The sequence below is a fragment of the Ferrovibrio terrae genome, assembly GCF_943371255.1.
GTDB classification, from domain to species: domain Bacteria; phylum Pseudomonadota; class Alphaproteobacteria; order Ferrovibrionales; family Ferrovibrionaceae; genus Ferrovibrio; species Ferrovibrio terrae_B.
In genome coordinates this window covers 1-19,727 of the sequence record NZ_CALRUC010000085.1, presented here as the reverse complement: position 1 = coordinate 19,727, position 19,727 = coordinate 1, and the positions used below count along the sequence as shown (strand labels likewise).

At 64.3% G+C, this 19,727-nt stretch carries 19 protein-coding genes and 1 pseudogene; 14 read left to right on the top strand and 6 right to left on the bottom strand.

Annotation, left to right across the window (positions count from 1 at the left end; translation table 11 throughout):
• Window positions 1–334, top strand: a pseudogene (locus AAG799_RS16460) (phosphoglucosamine mutase); the annotation flags it as partial.
• Entirely contained in the window at window positions 331–1,161 is an 831-nt protein-coding gene (thiD, locus tag AAG799_RS16455) for a bifunctional hydroxymethylpyrimidine kinase/phosphomethylpyrimidine kinase (protein WP_341897756.1), read from the top strand. The pseudogene AAG799_RS16460 and the gene thiD, both read left to right, overlap by 4 nt.
• Here the strand turns inward: thiD and AAG799_RS16450 are convergent.
• Window positions 1,145–2,584: an L-lactate permease gene (locus tag AAG799_RS16450; protein WP_341897755.1), complete on the bottom strand. Its 1,440-nt coding sequence runs from the start codon at window positions 2,582–2,584 to the stop codon at window positions 1,145–1,147. The genes thiD and AAG799_RS16450 overlap by 17 nt on opposite strands.
• 12 nt (window positions 2,585–2,596) lie before the next feature.
• Complete coding sequence (locus AAG799_RS16445; protein WP_341897754.1) at window positions 2,597–4,018, bottom strand: PLP-dependent aminotransferase family protein; 1,422 nt, start codon at window positions 4,016–4,018, stop codon at window positions 2,597–2,599.
• 104 nt (window positions 4,019–4,122) lie between these two features.
• Between AAG799_RS16445 and AAG799_RS16440 the strand changes: the two genes are divergently transcribed.
• The 8 genes from AAG799_RS16440 (at window position 4,123) to AAG799_RS16405 (ending at window position 10,447) form a co-directional block, all read left to right on the top strand.
• Entirely contained in the window at window positions 4,123–4,392 is a 270-nt protein-coding gene (locus AAG799_RS16440) for a DUF1127 domain-containing protein (RefSeq protein WP_341897753.1), read from the top strand.
• Between the two features lie 89 nt (window positions 4,393–4,481).
• Window positions 4,482–5,102 carry a LysE family translocator gene (locus AAG799_RS16435; RefSeq protein WP_341897752.1) on the top strand — a complete coding sequence of 207 codons (621 nt, stop codon included), beginning with the start codon at window positions 4,482–4,484 and terminating at the stop codon, window positions 5,100–5,102.
• Between the two features lie 12 nt (window positions 5,103–5,114).
• Entirely contained in the window at window positions 5,115–5,921 is an 807-nt protein-coding gene (locus AAG799_RS16430; RefSeq protein ID WP_341897751.1) for a PhzF family phenazine biosynthesis protein, read from the top strand.
• Between the two features lie 116 nt (window positions 5,922–6,037).
• Window positions 6,038–6,517, top strand: a complete 480-nt coding sequence (locus AAG799_RS16425; RefSeq protein WP_341897750.1) for a GNAT family N-acetyltransferase — start codon at window positions 6,038–6,040, stop codon at window positions 6,515–6,517.
• Between the two features lie 58 nt (window positions 6,518–6,575).
• The gene (locus tag AAG799_RS16420) at window positions 6,576–7,424 is read left to right on the top strand and encodes a crotonase/enoyl-CoA hydratase family protein (RefSeq protein ID WP_341897749.1); all 849 of its coding nucleotides are present in this window, start codon (window positions 6,576–6,578) and stop codon (window positions 7,422–7,424) included.
• Window positions 7,414–8,058, top strand: coding sequence for a TetR/AcrR family transcriptional regulator (locus tag AAG799_RS16415; protein ID WP_341897748.1), 645 nt, complete (start codon window positions 7,414–7,416; stop codon window positions 8,056–8,058). Before AAG799_RS16420 ends, AAG799_RS16415 begins: the two co-directional genes overlap by 11 nt.
• Before the next feature lie 57 nt (window positions 8,059–8,115).
• Complete coding sequence (locus tag AAG799_RS16410) at window positions 8,116–9,480, top strand: thioesterase family protein (protein WP_341897747.1); 1,365 nt, start codon at window positions 8,116–8,118, stop codon at window positions 9,478–9,480.
• Window positions 9,481–9,508: 28 nt separating this feature from the next.
• Window positions 9,509–10,447 carry an AEC family transporter gene (locus AAG799_RS16405; protein WP_341897746.1) on the top strand — a complete coding sequence of 313 codons (939 nt, stop codon included), beginning with the start codon at window positions 9,509–9,511 and terminating at the stop codon, window positions 10,445–10,447.
• Here AAG799_RS16405 and kynA read toward each other — a convergent pair.
• On the bottom strand, window positions 10,444–11,262 hold the full coding sequence (gene kynA / locus AAG799_RS16400; RefSeq protein ID WP_341897745.1) for a tryptophan 2,3-dioxygenase: 819 nt from the start codon (window positions 11,260–11,262) through the stop codon (window positions 10,444–10,446). The genes AAG799_RS16405 and kynA overlap by 4 nt on opposite strands.
• A 60-nt stretch (window positions 11,263–11,322) precedes the next feature.
• Between kynA and AAG799_RS16395 the strand changes: the two genes are divergently transcribed.
• Window positions 11,323–12,474, top strand: coding sequence for an aminotransferase class V-fold PLP-dependent enzyme (locus AAG799_RS16395; protein WP_341897744.1), 1,152 nt, complete (start codon window positions 11,323–11,325; stop codon window positions 12,472–12,474).
• Here AAG799_RS16395 and AAG799_RS16390 read toward each other — a convergent pair.
• Window positions 12,462–13,244, bottom strand: coding sequence for a class II aldolase/adducin family protein (locus tag AAG799_RS16390; protein ID WP_341897743.1), 783 nt, complete (start codon window positions 13,242–13,244; stop codon window positions 12,462–12,464). The genes AAG799_RS16395 and AAG799_RS16390 overlap by 13 nt on opposite strands.
• A 220-nt stretch (window positions 13,245–13,464) precedes the next feature.
• On the opposite strand from AAG799_RS16390, the gene AAG799_RS16385 reads away from it, so the two are divergent.
• The 3 genes from AAG799_RS16385 to AAG799_RS16375 all read left to right on the top strand — a co-directional run bounded on the left by AAG799_RS16385 (window position 13,465) and on the right by AAG799_RS16375 (window position 16,780).
• The gene (locus tag AAG799_RS16385; RefSeq protein ID WP_341897742.1) at window positions 13,465–14,610 is read left to right on the top strand and encodes a TRAP transporter substrate-binding protein; all 1,146 of its coding nucleotides are present in this window, start codon (window positions 13,465–13,467) and stop codon (window positions 14,608–14,610) included.
• A 101-nt stretch (window positions 14,611–14,711) separates the two neighbouring features.
• On the top strand, window positions 14,712–15,296 hold the full coding sequence (locus tag AAG799_RS16380) for a TRAP transporter small permease subunit (RefSeq protein WP_341897741.1): 585 nt from the start codon (window positions 14,712–14,714) through the stop codon (window positions 15,294–15,296).
• Window positions 15,293–16,780, top strand: a complete 1,488-nt coding sequence (locus AAG799_RS16375; RefSeq protein WP_341897740.1) for a TRAP transporter large permease subunit — start codon at window positions 15,293–15,295, stop codon at window positions 16,778–16,780. Before AAG799_RS16380 ends, AAG799_RS16375 begins: the two co-directional genes overlap by 4 nt.
• 66 nt (window positions 16,781–16,846) lie before the next feature.
• Here AAG799_RS16375 and AAG799_RS16370 read toward each other — a convergent pair whose 3' ends face one another.
• A complete protein-coding gene (locus AAG799_RS16370; protein ID WP_341897739.1) occupies window positions 16,847–18,982 on the bottom strand; it encodes a 3-hydroxyacyl-CoA dehydrogenase NAD-binding domain-containing protein in 2,136 nt (711 codons plus the stop codon).
• Between the two features lie 27 nt (window positions 18,983–19,009).
• Window positions 19,010–19,727: acetyl-CoA C-acyltransferase (locus AAG799_RS16365; protein ID WP_341897738.1), on the bottom strand; the 718-nt coding region annotated here is incomplete at its 5' end.

Here is a 19,727-nt window from a genome sequence, read left to right as displayed (position 1 = left end):
TTTCGCCACCACCGGCGACGGCCTGGTGGCCGCGCTGCAGGTGCTGGCGGCGTTGTGCGAGTCCGGCGAAAAGGCCAGCGTGTTCTGCCGCCGCTTCGAGCCCTATCCGCAGCTGCTGCGCAACGTGCGCCATGGCGGCGGCAAGCCGCTGGAAGCGCCCAAGGTGCAGCAGGCGATCGATGCCGCCGAAAAGAAACTCGGCAAGGCCGGGCGGATCGTGATTCGCCCGAGCGGCACCGAGCCGCTGATCCGCGTGATGGCGGAAGGCGAGGATGAAGGCCTGGTCAAGACCGTGGTCGACGACATCATCACGGCGCTGGAACAGGCGGCATGAGCGCTGCGGCGACGGCTGCGCAAAAGCGCGGCCGGGTTCTGATCATCGCCGGATCGGATTCCGGCGGCGGCGCCGGTATCCAGGCCGATATAAAGACGGTCACCGCGCTGGGCGGCTATGCATCCACCGCGATCACCGCGCTCACCGCGCAGGATACGCGCACGGTGCATGATATCCATGAGGTGCCGGCTGCATTCATCGCCTTGCAGCTGCGCGTCGTGCTGCAGGATATCGGGGCGGATGCTATCAAGACCGGCATGCTGCATCGCGCCGATATCATCGACGCCGTGGTCGACGCGCTCGATCAATATGCCCCTGACATCCCGCTGGTGGTCGATCCGGTGATGGTGGCGAAAGGTGGCGCCAGTCTGCTGCAGCCTTCGGCGGCCGAGGCGCTGCGCAAGCGGCTGATCCCGCGCGCCACGGTGATTACGCCGAACCTGCCCGAGGCCGAGGTGCTGTCGGGCGTGAAGATCGCCGGCGAAGCCGACATGCCGGCGGCGGCCGAACGCCTGCTGCATCTGGGCGCGCGCGCCGTGCTGCTGAAAGGCGGCCATCTGCCGGGCGATCATCTGGTCGATCTGCTGCGCCTGGCAACCGGCGGCGGTGAGGCTTTCACCGGCACCCGGATCGATACCACATCGACGCATGGCACCGGCTGCACGCTGGCGTCTGCGATTGCCACCGGGCTGGCCTTTGGCCTGTCGTTACGCGATGCGGTGGCGCAGGCGCGCGCCTATGTGCGCAAGGCGATCGAGACCGCGCCGGGCTTCGGCCACGGCCATGGTCCGCTCAACCATGCGCATACGGTCAGAAAGCCAGTGTGATGAGTATCGCTGCGACCAGCAGCGGCGGCACCAGCGCGATCACCTGGCGATAGACCAGGCGTTCACCGCCGATGATGCCGGCAAAGGCGCAGGCCATGGCGATCTTGCCCGGGAAGAAGGGCGTGAACAGGCTGCCGGTCACGTTCTGCAGCGCACTGACCCAAAGAACACTTGCACCGGCCGAGCCCGCCATCGCCGCCTGCAGCGGCAGCAGCAGGCTGTTCGATGCCGTATTGCTGCCGGTCAGGCCGCCGGCGATGGCGGCGAAGACCGGCGAGGCCAGCAGCGCCTGTTCGCCGGCCACAGCCTGCCATGCTGTCGCGAGCTCTGCAGGGATACCGCTGGCTGCCATCAGCCGCGCCATCACCAGGAAGATCAGCGTGGTGGCAATGGCGATGCGGCCGGCTGCCCAGGTCTGTCGCAGCACGCCGCCGATCTGCTGCGGCTTCAGGGTCAGCGCGCCATAGAGCAGGGCGGTGAGCAGCAGCATCACCCCGGCCTGGTAGGCCCAGGGGAAGGCCGGCATGTCGGCAAAGGGCTTTGACACGGCGATGCTCTGCAATGTCTGCGACAGCGGCGGGATCAGCCGGGTGGAGAGCAGCACGGCAATCAGCAGCAGGTAGGGCAGCGCCAGGCGCAACAGGGCGCGCAGCGGCGGCCGGTTGCGGTTCAGCAGAGTGCCCAGTGCCAGCAGCGGCGCCGTGGCGATCAGGCCGGCGGTATCCACCGAGGCATAACGGTTGCCCAGATACAGCAGGCCGAGCAGAGCCGCGGTCCACAGCAGATCAAGCGCCATGTTGCGCAGGCTGAGGCCCAGTCCGAGCCGGTGCGACCACCACCAGAACCAGCTGAGCAGCACCAGCAGGAATACCGGCATCAGGCTGGCGCTGGAGAGGCCGAAACCCTGCAGTGGCAGATTGCCCAGCGCCGCACCGATCACCGTGCCGATGCCCAGGCCGCCCCAGGGCACCAGCATCTGGCTCAGCAGGCCGACTGCAACGGCTGGCAGCGGCGCCACACCCAGCCGACGCAGGCCATGGATGGCGAGCGCGAAGCCGACACCGAAGCCGATCGCGGTTTCGATCAGCCCGGCGGCAATGAAGCTGAGGAAATACGCCTGGCGGTGTCGCGACACCGGTGCAGACTGCGGCGTATCCGCAGCTGGCGGCGCGGCGGCCTGGATCACGTGATGCACGGTGAGGCCGGCGAGAATGACGGCAATGGCATGCCAGGCAAGCCAGGCACCCTTCAGGCTTTCGATGACAAAGAAATCGAGCAGGTCGCGCTGGCCATGCAGGGCGACGGCCGCCGCCGGCAGCGTGGCGAACAGGCCGGCGAGGCCGGCATGCACCAGGGCGACACGGCCGGTCGCCACCAGCCCGATCACCAGGATGATCGGTGCCAGATAGAGCAGGATCTGCACAGCGCTTAGTGGCTAGACGATGGCGTGGCGCGCTTCCGGGCCGCGCTCGATCAGGCCGCGCAGGCGGCGCAGGCCGTCGGCCACGTCATTGCGGTCGGGCGAGGGGGCCAGCGAGATGCGCACCCACGGCGGCGGATTCGGCCGGTTGTCGAGCAGGAAGGAGGTGCAGCTGGCGATACGCACGCCCTGGCCCAGCGCCTGGTTGGTGAATTCATTCGGCCGCCAGGGATTGGGCAGTTCGAGATAGCAATGCAGGCTGGCCGGATTGCTGCGCATGGTCAGGCCATCGAAGGTCTCGACCGCCATGGCGTTGCGGATCGCGGCTTCCTCACGCAGGCGTTCGACCAGCATCGCCGCCGTGCCGTCCTCGATCCACTGCCGCACGATTTCCTGGTTCAGCCGCGGATTGTTCACCGCCATGGCATGCAGGGTATCGGCGAAGCGCTCGATCAGCACCGGCGGTGCGGCAATCCAGCCGACGCGCAGGCCGGGTGCCATGCATTTGGACGCGCTGGTGATGTAGATGGTGCGTTCCGGCGCCAGTGCCGCCACAGGCAGCGGCCGGTCCTGCATCAGGAAGCCGTAGACATCATCCTCGATGATGGTGAGGTCGTGCTTGCGGGCGACCGCCACGATGGCGGCGCGGCGTTCGGCCGTCATCATCACGGTGGTTGGATTGTGAATCGTGGGCTGGATCAGCACCAGCCGGCTGCCGGTGCGGCGCGCGGCCTCGGCCAGCGCATCAGGGCGCATGCCTTCGTCATCCATCGCCACGCCTTCCAGACGGATCGGACGCTGCTGGGCATTCTCATGCACGCCGCCATAGGTCAGCGCTTCCACCAGCATGATCTCGTTCGGCATGGTCATCGCCGTCATCACCACGGCGAGTGCCTGCTGCGCGCCGGCGGTGGCGATGATCTGTTCCGGCATCACCGTCAGGCCGGTGCGCGCGATCCATTGCGCGGCAGCCGTGCGATGCAGCGGGTCGCCCAGCGTGCGGCTGTAGCCCAGCAGGTTCTGCAGTCCGCCACGCATCGACAGGCGCTGCAGCGAGGTACGCATGATGTCTTCGAAATCGGGCAGGCTCGGCTCGTTGCGCGACAGCTCGATCACGCCGGGCGTGGCAAGCCGTGCGATATCCTGTTGTGGCGCGACGATCTCGCTGCGGAAGGATGGATTGCCGAAACCGTCGTTCGGTTTCACGAAGGTGCCGCGGCCCACTTCGCCCGACAGCAGGCCCTTCTGTTCGGCCAGCATGTAACCGCGGCTGACCGTGCCGACGGTGACGCCCAGCTTCCAGGCGAGATTGCGTTGCGGCGGCAGTTTGGCGCCCACCGGCAATTCGCCGGTCTGGATCGCGGTTTCGATGGCCGTGGCCAGTGCCTGGTAGCGCGGGCCCGGGAAGGCGTCGAGATTGGGAGTCCACATTGTCATGGTGTCAATATTGTCATTGACCCCATTCAAGAGTCAATCAATTATCGCATTGCCCGAATTGATCGGGTTCATTGTTAGAATTCATCGAAAATTGGAAGGGTGTCATGACAAATTGTATCGATACAATCGACCGGCCTTATGGTACAGGCCCGGTCGAACGCGCGGGCAGCACGATCGGCCGGGTCATCGACCGCATGGTAGCTGTTGCCGCCGAAGGCGCGACGGGTCTCATGCTGATGCTGCTCAACTGGCAGCGCCAGGCCCGCGAGCGGGCCGATCTTGCCGGCCTGCCGCAAGAGATTCTGAAGGATGTCGGCCTCACCCGCGCCGATGTCGAAGCCGAGCTGCTGAAAAAGCCGTTGTGGCTTCGATAGGGCCTGAGCGTTAAGCCCCCCGGCTGCCGGCGTCGCGCATTTTCATTTCCTCTGCTGCGACGCCGGTTCTCCCAGGAGGAGAGCCAATGATGTCAACTCTGTCTAATATTGGCCAAGCCGAAACCTTCCTGCTGGTCCCGCTGATGCTGTTTGCCGTGGTCACCTCGATCACGCCGGGACCGAACAACATCCTGCTGACCGCCTCGGGCGCCAATTTCGGTTTCCGCCGCACCGTGCCGCATATGCTGGGCATCAGTGCCGGCTTTCTCTCCCTCATCATCGTCACCGGTCTCGGCCTTGGCGCCGTGATCCTGGCCAGCGACTGGCTGCACCAGGCGCTCAAGGCCATCGGTGCGCTGTATCTGGTCTGGCTCGCCTGGCAGCTGTCGCGCGCCGGTGGCATCGAAAGCAGGGCCGAGCTGCGGCCGATGCGGTTTCATGAGGCGGCGCTGTTCCAGTATGTCAATCCGAAGGCGTGGATGATGGCGGTGGGTGCCGTTGCCGCCTTCACCACGCCGGGCGGTCACTACGCCATCGAGCTGGGCCTGATCGCGCTGATCTTCACCATCATCAACCTGCCCTGCGTGTCGCTCTGGGCGCTGTTCGGCGTCGGCATCGGGCGGTTCCTGGGCGATGAGCGCGCGCGCACGATCTTCAACTTCACCATGGCCGGGCTGACGCTGCTGTCGGCTGTGCTGCTGTACATCTGAGGGGGACACCGGATGCAACTACCGCTCTATCAGGTCGATGCCTTCGCCGATGCGGTGTTCAAGGGCAATCCGGCCGCCGTGATGCCGCTGGACACCTGGCTGCCGGATGCCACCATGCAGGCGATCGCGGCGGAAAATAATCTCGCCGAAACCGCTTTCTTCGTGCCGCAGAAGGGTGGCTTGGGCGAGGACGGCTATGGGCTGCGCTGGTTCACGCCGGAAGTAGAGGTCGATCTGTGCGGCCATGCCACGTTGGCTTCGGCCTGGGTGATTTTCCACCGGCTGGACCGGGCGCGCACCCGCATCGACTTTTTCACCAAGAGCGGCACGCTGACCGTGACGCAGGATGGCGAAAGCGACCGCCTGTCGCTGGATTTTCCCATGCGTGCCGTATCTCCGGCGCAGCCCTGCGAAGGGCTGATCGAGGCCATCGGCGCCAAGCCAGCCGAAATCCTGGCCGGCCACAGCTATTTCCTCGTCTACGACAACGCCAACATCGTGCGCAATCTGCGGCCCAACATGAACGGACTGATGGACCTCGACAAATTTGCCGTCATCGTCACTGCGCCGGGCGACCGGCCGGGCATCGACTGCGTGTCGCGCTTCTTCGCACCCGCCAAGGGCATACCGGAAGATCCGGTCACCGGCTCGGCCCATTGCAGCATCGTGCCCTACTGGGCCAAGCGGCTCGGCAAGCGCGACATCACCGCCTATCAGGCCTCCGCACGCGGCGGCACGCTGTATTGCCGCGACGACGGCGAGCGCGTGCGCATGGCCGGCACCTGCAAGCCCTATCTGGAGGGCATGGTGACGCTCTAGCGCGATCAGGTTTCGTTTCGGCGGTTGCCCCGATAGCCGCCGGGAGCCGGTGCAAACCGGTGGGCGCGGCATCATCCCCTGTTGTATGCCGCGCCCTTTTCTTTTCTCATAGCGCCATGACCGACTCCGCCATCACGATTCAGCCCGCCGTCACACCCGAAGACCTTGCCGCGGTGCGACGCCTGTTCACCGCCTATGCGCAGTCGCTGGATTTCAGCCTGTGCTTCCAGGGCTTCGACGAGGAACTCGCCAGCCTGCCGGGCAAATATGCGCCCGCCGTGAAGGGGGCATTGCTGCTGGGCAAACGCGACGGCGTCGCCATCGGCGTGGTCGGTTTGCGCGACCTGGGGGATGGAATCGCGGAAATGAAGCGGCTCTATATCGATCCGGCCGGACGCGGTCTGAATGCCGGCCGCCGGCTGACCGATGCGGTGCTGGCCGCGGCGCGCGGTTTCGGCTACCGGGCCATCCGGCTTGATACCTTCCCCTCGATGGTGGCGGCCAATCGCATTTATGATGCACTCGGTTTTCACGATATTCCGCCTTATTACGATAATCCGCTGCCGGGTGCCCGCTATCGCGAACTCAATTTATGAACGTTGTTCATTTTTATGAACGAGTGTAAGGTTTCTCCATAAACATGGAGGATCCGTCATGGCAGAGTCTTTCGTCCTGTATGAGCGCGATGGCCGCGTCGCCCGCATCACGCTCAATCGCCCAGAGCATCTCAACGCCATCCATGAGACGACGCCGGACCTGCTGCGCGCCGCCGTGGAACGCGCCAATGCCGACGACGATGTGCATGTCATCCTGCTGACCGGCGCCGGCCGTGCCTTCTGCGCCGGCTACGACCTCAAGGCCTATGCCGAGGCGCCGCGCCCGGTGAAAGGCAGCCAGGACATGCCCTGGGACCCGCTGGTGGATTACCAGTGGATGCGGCATTCGACCGACTGCTTCTTCAGCCTGTGGCGCTCGCTGAAACCGGTGGTGGCCAAGATCCGCGGCTATGCGGTGGCCGGCGGCAGCGATATCGCGCTGTGCTGCGATCTGGTGGTGATGGCCGAGGATGCCAAGATCGGCTATCCACCGGCGCGCATCTGGGGCTGCCCGACCACGGCGATGTGGGTCTATCGGCTGGGCGCCGAGAAGGCCAAGCGCATGCTGCTCACCGGCGACCTGATCGACGGCAAAACGGCGAAAGACTATGGCCTGGTGATCGATGCGGTGCCCGAAGCCGATCTCGATGCCCATGTCGAGGCGCTGGTGGCACGCATGGCCAGCGTGCCGAAGAACCAGCTGATGATGCAGAAGCTGATGGTGAACCAGGCCTATGACAATATGGGCCTGAATTCGACGCAGACGCTGGCGACGCTGTTCGATGGCATCACCCGGCATTCGCCCGAGGGTGTTGCTTTCAAGGCGCGCTGCGAGCAGATCGGCTTCAAGGCCGCGGTGAAAGAGCGCGATGGCGGCGATCCGCTGGCGTGGAAAAATGCCCGCTGATACGGCAACGCTGGAAAAGGCCAAAAGCGGCCGCCGCGAGGCCGTTCGCGCCTTCAAGCGCGATGCCATCCTGCAGGCGGCGCGCAAGATCTTCGCCCGCGACGGCCTCGATGGCGCCACGCTGCGCGCAATTGCGGCCGAAGCGGGGATCGCCGTGGGCACGGTGTATCTGCATTACCCGGCGAAGGAGTCGCTGTATGCCGATCTGCTGGCGGGCTCGCTGGCCGATCTGCTGAAGCACCTGCGCGCGGCGGTGACGAAAGCGGATGCGCAGGCGCAACTGCTGGCCGGTGCGCTGGCCTTTTATGACTTCTACCGTCAGCGGCCTGATGACCTTTATCTCGGCCTCTATCTGGGCCAGGGCTTCCGGCCCACCGGCCTGACGCCGGAGCTTGATCGCCTGCTCAATGGCCGGCTGATCCAGTGCTACACGGTCTTGAGCGATGCCATGCGGCGCATCGCCCCGCTGGAAGCGGAAATGCTGCGGGCGGAAACGGTTTCCCTCGCGGCAGCCATGGGTGGGGCACTGATGCTGGAAACCACCGGGCGGCTGAAGGTGCTGGGCGATACCGGCGAAGCCGTGGTGCGGCGCCATGTGGAAGCCCTGATGGGGCGGTTGCGCGGACGCGGGTAAGGCGCGAACATAGGTGCCCGCCTCACGATTTCAGTCTCCATCGCAGCGAGTTTGCCCGTGACCAATTTCCGCGAAACCTACCGCGGTTCCGTTGCCGCCTGGGAATGCGACCAGTACGGCCATATGAACGTGCAGTTCTATACCGGGCGCGTCAGTGATGCGGCGGCGACCGCTATGCTGGCCGCCGGCTTCGGCCATGAGGCGCTGGTCAAGCACAAGCTGGGCATTGTTGCCGTCAATGCCGAAACGAAATTCTTCAGCGAGCTGCATGCCGGCGACCTGATCCGCATGGAAAGCGGCGTCACGCTCGCCGAAGGCAGGAAAGTGCGGTTCCATCATCGCCTGTTCAATGCCGAGAACGGCGTGCTGTGCATGACCGCTGATGTGCTCGGCCTGTGTTTCGACCTGGCGCAGCGCAAATCCGTATCCCTGCCGGCCGCCATCGCCGAAGGTTTCAAGGCGATCACGGTGGATGGCGATGCGCCGCATGAACAGGCCGCCTTGCCCGCGGTGGAGGATGGCTTCGTGCCGACCGGCCGTTCGCCGGTGCAGCCCTGGGAATGCGACCGCATGGGGCATCTGAACGTGCAGTTCTATCTCGCGCGCTTCGCCGAAGCCGAGAAACAGCTGCTGCTGGCACTGGGCTATGGCCCGACGCGGCGGCGGTCCGATGCGGTGGCGGTGCGGCCCTTGCGGCATCGCATCCAGTTCAAACGGGAGAATCACGAAGCCGCCGTGCTACGGGTGCGCAGCGGTATCCGCAGCGTCGAGGCCGACCGGCTGCAGCTTTATCACGAGCTATACGAGGACGAGACCGACACGCTGTCGGCCACCTGCGAGGCCACGCTGATCCTCGACCGGCTGGACGGTGCCGGACTGCTCATGCTGCCGCAGGATGTGCGTGCCGCGGCCGCGGCACTGGCGGTGCAGCTCAAGGCTCCGCCACCGCCCAAGCCGCAGACCGGGCCGCGGGCGCCGGCCGCGCCGGTGGAGGGCATGTACGAGACCTGCCGCGGTGCGGTGGATCGCTGGGAAGCCGAGGAAACCGGCCGCATGGCGACGCGGTTCTACATGGCGCGGTTTTCCGAAGCCGCTGGCAACATGCTGGCCGGCGGCGACATGACGGCCGAGCGCATGCGTGAGCTGGGGCTGGGTTCGGCCGCGCTGGAATATGCCATCGATTATTTCCAGCCTCTCAATATCGGCGATGCCTATTACGCCCGCACCGGCATTCTGGAGCTGCGCGAGAAGACCTGGCGCTTCTGCCATTTCCTGCTCGACAGCAACTCGCAGCAGCCGTTGGCGCGGGCCGAGATCGTCGCCGTGCTGTTCGATCTCAAGGCGCGCAAATCGATCCCGATGCCAGAACTGGCGCGCAACGCCTTCGCCAAGCGGCTGATCCAGCTGCAGCCGGCGCAATAAAACCCGAGAAAGAGAAGAGCGCAGCGCCATGGGAACCCTGCTCAATGTCTCGCTGCCCTTCTTCGGCCTGATCTTCGTCGGCTATGCTGCCGGCTATACCCGCATCATCACGGCGCAGGCCTATCTCGGCCTCAATGCCTTCGTGATCTGGTTCGCGCTGCCGGCCATGCTATTCATCAAGATGGCCTCGGCGCCGGTGTTTTCCGCCTTCGACTGGAAATTCGTCGCGGCCTATAGCGGTGGCGGCCTGCTGGCCTATGCCTTCACGGTGGGCCTGAGCCGCCTGCTGTTTGCGATGAACTGGGGCGAGCGCGCGGTGCAGGGCATGAGCGCGTCCTTCGGCAATGTCGGCTTCATGGGTTTGCCGATCCTGGTGACGCTGTTCGGCGATGCCGCCGTGCTGCCGGCCGTGCTGATCATCGTGTTCGACCATGTGCTGCTGATCCCGCTGACCACCGCGCTGATCGAAGGCTCCAATGGCGGCAATGCCTCGCTGGGCGCGATCTTCCGCCGCGTCGGCGCCGGCATGGCGCGCAATCCGCTGATCATCTCCACCTTTGCCGGCCTGCTCTGGGGCCTGACCGGCCTCAGCCTGTTCAGCCCGCTGGAGACCCTGCTCAATCTGCTGGCCGATGCCTCGGCGCCCTGCGCGCTGTTCGCGCTCGGCCTCACGCTGGTCGGCCGGCCGATCTCGGAAGGGCTGGAGCAGGTGTCGCTGGCCGCGGTCGGCAAGCTGGCGGTGCATCCGCTGCTGGTCTGGATCCTGGCCGTACACGTGCTGAAGCTGGATGCCTTCCTCACCGCCGTGGCGGTGATCCAGGCCTCGATGCCGACGGCGGCGAATGTCTACATCCTTGCCACCCAGCAGAACACCTATGTGCAGCGCGCTTCATCCACCATCCTGGTGACGACGGTGATCGCCACCATCACGGTGTCGGCCTTCATGGTGCTGTTCACGGCGTATTAGAGTTTGGTGCGCACCGACCACAGTTCGGGGAAGAAGCTGCGCTCCAGCGCCTGGCGCAGATAGGACACGCCGGCGCTGCCGCCGGTGCCCTGGCGCATGCCGATGATGCGTTCCACGGTTTTCATATGGCGGAAGCGCCATTGCTGGAAGCTGTCCTCCACGTCGACCAGTTCCTCGGCCAGTTCATAGAGATCGAAATACCGCTCGGACTCGCGATAGATCGTGGCCCAGACGTCTTCGACGCGGCTATCGGCCTGGTGCGGTTTGGTGACGTCGCGCTTGAGGATGTCATCAGGCACCGCCAGGCCGCGACGGGCCAGCAGGCGCAGGGCCTCATCATAGAGGCTGGGGGCATTGAAGGCGGCCTCCAGCGGGCCATGGATATCGGGGCGGTGCTGGTGCGGCTTCAGCATCAGGGCATTCTTGGCGCCCAGCTTGAATTCGATCTGACGATACTGCCAGGACTGGAAGCCCGAGGAAGAACCCAGCACCGGGCGGAAGCGCAGGTAATCCGCCGGGGTCATGGTGGCCAGCACATCCCAGGCCTGGATCAGCTGTACCTGGATGCGCGAGACGCGCGACAGGCATTTGAAACTGGGGCCCAGGGTGTCGGTGCGGATATGGGCGATCGCCATGTCCAGTTCGCTGTTCAGCAACTTCATCCACAGTTCCTGCACCTGGTGGATGGTGATGAACAGCAGTTCGTCCTGCTCGGCCGATAGCGGCTGCTGCGCCGACAACAGGGTGTCGAGGCGCAGATAGTCGCCATAGCTCATGCGGTCGGAGAAATCGGTCTGGATGCCGTCCGTCGTCATGGTCTTGCTCCCGGAATTATTTTAAGATTAAAATATTCCGCGCGTCACGGAAAGCGTGAAATGACCCAGCTCGACCTGAAACAGCATTTCTCCCGGTTTCTCGGCAGCGACCCGCAGCGCCTGCATTTCGCCGCCCACAGCCATTCCTGCTGGCCCGATGCCAGCCTGGCGGGGCAGCAGCAGGCCTGGGACGATGCCGCCCGCCTGATCGACGGCAAATGGGAGCATGTGCTGGGTGCCGTGCTGCCCCGGGCGCAGGGCCATGTGGCGCGCCAGCTCAACCTGCCCGATCCGGCCAGCGTGGTGTTTGCGCCCAACACCCATGAGCTGGTCAAGCGGCTGCTGTCCTGCTTTCCGGCCGACAGGCCGATCCGACTGCTCACCAGCGACAGCGAATTCCATTCCTTCGCCCGCCAGATCGCGCGCATGGAAGAAGAAAGCCTGGTGCAGGTGACGCGGATTGCCAGCGCGCCGTTCGAGACCTTTGCCGCACGTTTTGCCGCCGCCGCCAAGGCGGGCTTCGACCTGATCTTTGTCAGCCAGGTGTTTTTCAATTCCGGCTTTGCCGTGGAGGATATCGGCGCCCTTGCGGCGGCGGCCGGCGAGGCCATGCTGGTGGTGGATGGCTATCACGCCTTCATGGCGCGGCCGGTCGACTGGTCGGCCTATGCTGCGCGCGCCTTCTATATTGCCGGCGGCTACAAATATGCCATGGCGGGCGAGGGCGCCTGCTTCATGCATTGCCCGCCGGGCTGGGGTGCGCGGCCGCGCGATACCGGCTGGTATGCCGCCTTCGGGGCGCTCAGTGGCGCACAGGACAACCGCACGGCCTACGCCGAGAATGGCTGGCGCTTCATGGGCGCCACATTCGACCCGTCAGGACTGTATCGCTTCAATGCGGTGCAGGACTGGCTGGTGCAGCAGGGCATCAGCGTGGCGATGATCCACGATCATGTGCGCGGGCTGCAGCGCAAATTCATCGCGGCTCTGCCGGCAGGACCGCTCCAGGCGTCGCAGCTGGTGGTGCCGGACAGCCTGCCGCATGGCAATTTCCTCACCTTCGAGCTGGCGGATGCCGAAACCGTGCAGCAGCGCCTCGCCAGCGCCGGCGTGGTGACCGATCATCGCGGCCAGCGCCTGCGCATCGGCTTCGGCCTGTATCACACGGCCGGCGATGTCGATGCGCTGCTGGGTCGGCTTCACGACTTATAAGACGCGTCCTTCGCATCCAGCAGGCGCAGCAGGCCGCCCCAGGCGAGGCCGCTGACATCGATCTTCATGCCGCGCACCTGCTGTTTCACCAGCTCCTGCACGGCGGGCTGGGCCGGATGCAGTTTCGCCCCGCCGGCCAGTGCCCGCACCTGGGCCTGGCAGGCCCGTTCCAGCAGGTGGATGTTGAGGAAGGCCTGGGCCACGGTCTTGCCGCAGGCCAGCGTGCCGTGGTTGCGCAGGATCATCAGGTTGTTGCTGCCCAGATCGGCGACCAGCCGCTCGCGCTCGTCGAGATTGAGGGCAATCCCTTCAAACTCGTGATAGCTCAGCGTGCTCAGCGCCACCATGGCGGTCTGGCTCAGCGGCATCAGGCCTTCGGCCATGGCCGAGACCGCGATGCCATCGCTTGTATGCAAATGAAGTACGCAGCCGACATCATGGCGCGCGGCATGCACGGCGGAATGGATGGTGAAGCCGGCCGGATTGATGATGTGCTCGGTGGGCGAGACGATATTGCCCTCCAGATCCACCTTCACCAGCGACGAGGCGGTAATCTCGTGGAACATCCAGCCATAGGGGTTGATCAGGAAGTGATGGTCCGGTCCCGGCACGCGCGCCGAGATATGGGTAAAAATCAGGTCATCCCAGCCGTAATGCGCCACCAGCCGATAGGCGGCGGCGAGATCGGTGCGGGTCTGCCACTCTTCGGCACTCACCTGTGTGCGAATATCGGCGACGGCTTTCAGGGCAGTGGCGGCAGGCGGGGTCATGGTGTTCCTCCGATCATTTTTTATTGAACTTTAGTCTGTGCCGGTTGTCCGGGCGCGTCAAATCGGCGGTTTGCGCAAAATTGTGCATTGCGGCGCATAACCGGGGTGTAAAAATCCTCTTGCCCCAGACAACGTATACGCCCAATGATGACGGCGCTCGAATTGACGCACCGAATTCAAAACGGCCGGAAACCGGCGATAACATCCTTGGGAGGATACGATGACCGAGCGTACTGACACCCCTATTGCGCCTAAAAAGACCGGGCGTCGCCAGTTCCTGCGCGGGGCCGGCATCGCGGCCGGTGCTGCTGCCGCGACCGTAGCGATGCCGAGCGTATCGCGGGCCCAGACGGTGACCCTGAAGTATCAGTCGACCTGGCCGACCAAGGACATCTTCCATGAGATGGCCGCCGACTATGCCACCCGCGTCAACGAGATGTCGGGCGGTCGCCTGAAGCTCGATGTGCTGGCGGCCGGTTCGGTGGTGCCCGCCTTCGGCATGCAGGATGCCGTGCATAGCGGTGTGCTGGATGCCGGTCATGGCGTCACCGCCTACTGGTATGGCAAGCACAAGGCCTTCTCGCTGTTCGGCACGGTGCCGCCGTTCGGCTGGGATGCCAATGGCGTGCTGGCCTGGATGGCCTATGGTGGCGGCAACCAGCTCTATAACGAACTGGTGCGCGACATCCTGAAGCTCAATGTCGTTGGCTTCATCTCCGGGCCGATGCCCTGCCAGCCGCTTGGCTGGTTCAAGAAACAGATCAAGACGGCCGACGATCTGAAGAACCTGAAATACCGCACCGTCGGTCTTTCGGCGGACGTGTTCAAGGAAATGGGCGCGGCAGTCACCATCGTTGCCGGTGGTGAAATCGTGCCGGCGATGGATCGTGGCCTGCTGGACGCGGCGGAATTCAACAACCCGTCGTCCGACAAGCTGCTCGGCTTCTCGGATGTCTCCAAGGTCTACATGCTGCAGAGCTGGCATCAGGCGGCGGAAGCCTTCGAGATCATCTTCAACAAGACGAAGTATGACGCCCTGAGCACCGAGCAGAAGTCGATCCTGAAGTATGCTGCCGAGGCTGCCTCGTCCGACATGTCGTGGAAAGCACTCGACCGTTATTCCAAGGATCTGGCCGAGCTGCAGACCAAGGACAAGGTCAAGGTCTACACCACGCCGAAGGTGGTGATGGATGCCCAGCTCAAGGCCTGGGATACCGTGCTGCAGGCGCAGAACCAGGAAGCCTTCTTCGCCAAGGTGATCAAGTCGCAGCTCGACTGGGTGCGCCGCACGGTGCGCTACGAGCTGCTCAATACGCCGAACCGTCAGGTGGCCTACAATCACTTCTTCGGTCAGAAGAAGGGTTGAGTTCACAGAGTCATGGGTAAGCGGGAACCGCCGGGCGACCGGCGGTTCCCGTCGTTTAAGGGCATCGCGTAAAAACCGCGTAAACGGAGCGGTGGGGGCAAATGGACAATCGGTTTGTGTTCTGGATTGAAACGATCAACACCTGGGTCGGAAAAGCATTCGGCTGGTGCATCCTGCTGCTGACCGCGGCCACTTCCTACGAGGTGTTTGCCCGCTATGTGCTGAAGGCGCCCACCGAATGGGCCTTCGATGCCGCCTATATCCTTTATGGCACGCTGTTCATGATGGCCGGCGCCTATACGCTGGCGCGCAATGGCCATGTGCGCGGTGACTGGCTGTATCGCAACTGGCAGCCGCGCACCCAGGCGCGCTGGGATCTGATCCTCTATTTCGTCTTCTTCTTTCCCGGCATCATCACGCTGCTCTATACCGGCTGGGAATACGCCGCTTATTCGTGGTCGGTGAAGGAACGCAGCCTGTTCACGCCGGCCGGCCCGATCATCTATCCCTTCAAGACCATCATTCCGATTGCGGGCGCGCTGCTGATCCTGCAGGGCATCGCCGAGGTGATGCGCTGCATGTATTGCATCAAGACCGGAAAATGGCCGCCGCGCCTGGGCGATGTCGAGGAGCTGGAGCAGATTCTGCAGAAAGAGCATAGCGACAACCCGGAGGCCGGCCGATGACCGATCCGCAGGTTGGCATTCTCATGCTGGTGGCGTTCCTGTTCGCCATCGGCTTCGGCTTCCCGATTGCATTCACCCTGATGGCCATGGGCGTCGGCTTCGGCTATTTCGCCATGGGCAGTCATATCTTTGAACTCTTCGTCCAGCGCACCTTCAGCGTCATGGCCAATGACGTGCTGATCTCGGTGCCGCTGTTCCTGTTCATGGGCTATATCGTCGAGCGCGCCAATATCCTCGACCGGTTGTTCCTGAGCATCGAACTGGCGGCCAAACGATTGCCGGGATCGCTCGCCGTTGCCACGCTGCTGACCTGCACGCTGTTCGCCACCGCCACCGGCATCGTCGGCGCGGTGGTGACGCTGATGACCCTGCTGGCGCTGCCGGCGATGCTGCGGGCCGGCTATGACCCGAAACTGGCGACCGGCGTGATCTGCGCCGGCGGCTGCCTCGGCATTCTGATCCCGCCCAGCGTGCTGCTGATCCTCTATGGCGCCACGGCGGGCGTCTCGGTGGTCAAGCTCTATGCCGGCGCCTTCCTGCCGGGTCTGATGCTGGCCAGCCTGTACATGGTCTATGTGATCGCCCGGGCCATGATCAATCCGTCGCTGGCGCCGAAGCCGCCACGCGAAATCCTCGATGTACCCTTCACCAAGGTGATCTGGGCGCTGGCGACATCGTTCCTGCCGCTGGCGCTGCTGATCACCACCGTGCTGGGGGCCATCCTCTTCGGTCTGGCAACGCCGACCGAAGCGGCCGCCGTCGGTGCCGCCGGCGCCATCGTGCTGGCCATCGGCTATCGCAGCTTCAGCATCACCAAGCTGAAGGAGTCGGTGTTCCTGACCGCACGCTCGGCGGCGATGGTCTGCTGGCTGTTTGTCGGCTCGGCCACCTTCTCGGCGGTGTTCGCCTATCTGAACGGCCATGAGGTGGTGAAGGATCTGATCGACTATCTCGATCTGTCTTCGACCCAGTTCCTGATCCTGGCCCAGTTCGTCATCTTCCTGCTCGGCTGGCCGCTGGAATGGACCGAGATCATCATCATCTTCGTGCCGATCTTCCTGCCGCTGCTGCAGCATTACGGCGTCGATCCGTTGTTCTTCGGCATCCTGGTGGCGCTGAACCTGCAGACCTCGTTCCTGACGCCACCGGTGGCGATGGCGGCCTTCTACTGCAAGGGCGTGGCACCGAAGAACATCTCGATCGAGCAGATCTTCAAGGGCATCTATCCCTTTGTCGGCATCGTGCTGCTGTCGATGGTGCTGCTCTACAGCTTCCCGCAGATCGCGCTCTGGCTGCCGGAGCAGCTCTATGGCGGCGGCGCGTCCAGCGGCATCGATGCCATTCCGGCGGATGGACTGCCGCCGCAGGATGAAGGCGGCAGTGCCAGCACGCTGTTCGATGCGCCGGGCGCCAGCACCGAATCCGATGCCCCTGCCGAGCCGGCGGAAGACGAGGATGAAGTGCCGCCGCCGGACGAAGACTGAGCGGGCGGCAGGCAATAAAAAAGGGCCGGGGAAACCCGGCCCTTTTCGTTTGTGCTTTGCGCGGCCTCAGGCGGCGTAGAAGCTCTTGCCCCCTGCCGCCATGTCGCGCAGCAGCTTGGGCGGCGTGAAGCGAGCACCATGCTTCTGCGCCAGCGCATCGCATTCCGTCACGAAGGGCTGCACGCCCACGGTGTCGATATTGCTGATGGTGCCGCCACGGAAGGGCGGGAAGCCCCAGCCCATGATCGAGCCGACATCGGCATCGCGCACGTCGATGATGACATTCTCTTCGACGCAACGCGCCGTTTCGACCGACTGGATATAGACCAGCCGCTTGATCACGTCGGCGAGCGCCGGCTGTTCGGACTCGGGCTTGACCGGGAAATGCTTGCCCAGCTCGGTCCACAGCCGCTTCTTGCCATCGGCCGGATACTCGTAGAAGCCCTTGGCGGCCTTCTTGCCCATGCGGCCGAGCTTTTCGACCATCAGGGACAGGACCGGCGCCGAACCATCGGGCTTGTAGGCATCGCCCAGATCCTTCTTGGTCTGGGTGCGCACCCGATGCATTAGCTCCAGAGAGACTTCGTCGGCCAGCGCCAGCGGACCCACCGGCATGCCGGCAGCCTTGCCGGCATTTTCGATCAGCGCCGGGGTCACGCCCTCGGCCAGCAGGGTCAGGCCCTCGCTGACATAGGTGGCGAAGACGCGGCTGGTGTAGAAGCCGCGGCTGTCGTTCACAACGATGGGCGTCTTGCGGATCTTCTTCACGAAGTCCATGGCACGCGCCAGCGTCTCATCCGAGGTCTGCTTGCCGCGGATGATCTCGACCAGCGGCATCCTGTCGACCGGCGAGAAGAAGTGCAGGCCGATGAAGTTGGCCGGCCGGCTGCTGGCTTCGGCCAGGCCGCTGATCGGCAGAGTCGAGGTGTTGGAGGCGAAGATGGCGGTCGGCGCCAGCTGCGCCTCGGCTTTCTTCGTCACATCGGCCTTGATGGCGCGATCCTCGAACACGGCTTCGATCACCAGGTCGCAGCCCTTGAGGTCGTCATAAGACGTCGTGGCCGTGATCAGACCGAGCTGCTTTTCCTTGTCAGCTTCGCTGGCACGCTTGGACTTCACCCGCTTGTCGAGCAGGCTGGCGCTGTAGGCCTTGCCCTTGTCAGCCGATTCCTGCGTGGAATCCAGCAGCACAACCTGCAATCCGGCGGCCGATGCCGACCAGGCAATACCGGCGCCCATCATGCCAGCACCAAGGATGCCGATCTTGGTATAGGTCTGGGTCGGCACATTCTTCGGGCGGTTGGCGAGCTTGTTGGCATCGCCGATCGAGAAGAACAGCGAGCGGATCATGTTGCGCGCTTCCTTTGACTGGGTGCAGGCGACGAAATACCGGCTTTCGATCTTCAGGCCGGTATCGATATCGACCAGCATGCCCTCATAGACGCAGGACATGATGTATTGTGCATTGGGATAGTTGCCCATGGTCTTGGCGCGCAGCATGGCATTGCCGGCGGTGAAGACCTGGGCGCCCCTCGGCGTGTTGGCGGCCTCGGGCACGCGGAAGCCCTTCTGGTCCCAGGGCTTCACATGGCCGGTCTGGCCCTCATTCAGAATCCATGCCTTGGCGCGGGCCAGCAGTTCGGCAGGTGCGACAATCTCGTCGATCATGCCTAGGCCAAGCGCCGTTTTGGCGTCGACCTTCTTGCCTTCCAGCATCATCGGCAGCGCCTTGGACACGCCGATCAGGCGCGGCAGCCGCTGGGTGCCGCCAGCGCCGGGCAGCAGCCCGATGGTGGCTTCCGGCAGGCCGATCAGCGTCTTTGGGTTGTCGGCAGCGATGCGGCGATGACAGGCGAGGCAAATCTCGTAGCCGCCGCCCAGCGCGGTACCGTTGATGGCAACCGCGAAGGGCTTGCCGGCCTTTTCGATGTCGCGGAACAGCTTCTGCAGGGCAAAGCTGTTCTGCAGTGCCCTGGCTGCGTCCTTCGATTCTTCCAGCATGCTGACCAGATCGCCGCCGGCGACGAAGTCGGCTTTGGCCGAGGTGACGATGACGCCCTTCACGGCCTTGTCCTGGATGGCCTTGTCGACAGCTTCGCGGAAGGCCGCAATGCTGGCCTTGTTCATGACGTTCATCGACCGGTCGGTCATGTTCCAGGTGATGGAGGCGACGCCGTCGCCGTCAACAGTGTAATCGATCATGTTTCTACCCTGTAGCTTTGACAGCGCTCAGACGCGCTCGATGATGGTGGCGGTGCCCATGCCGGCGCCGACGCAGAGCGTGACGAGTGCAGTGCTCTTGCCGCTGCGTTCCAGCTCGTCGACCATGGTGCCGAGGATCATCGCGCCGGTGGCACCCAGCGGATGGCCCAGCGCGATGGCGCCGCCATTCACGTTGATCTTGTCATGCGGGATGTTGAGCGCCTGCATGAAGCGCAGCACCACCGAGGCAAAGGCCTCGTTCAGCTCGTAGAGGTCGATATCCGAGGGCTTCATGCCGGCCAGGCGCAGGGCCTTCTCGGCGGCAAAGCTCGGCCCGGTCAGCATGATGGTGGGTTCCGAGCCGATGGAGGCAAAGCTGCGGATGCGGGCGCGGGGCTTCAGGCCGCTCTTCTTGCCGGCCTCCGCATTGCCGATCAGAACGGCGGCGGCACCATCGACGATGCCCGACGAGTTGCCGGCATGATGCACATGCTCGATGCGCTCCACCTCGGGGTAGCGCTGGGTGGCGACGGAATTGAAGCCGAACTGCTCGCCCATCACGGCAAAGGACGGATCGAGGGAAGCCAGCGACTGCATGGTGGTCTCGGGCCGCAGATGCTCGTCGCGGTCGAGGATGGTCAGGCCGTTGATGTCCTTCACCGGGATGATCGACTTCTTGAAGCGGCCTTCGTCCCAGGAGCGCTTGGCGCGCTTCTGGCTTTCGACTGCGTAAGAGTCGACATCG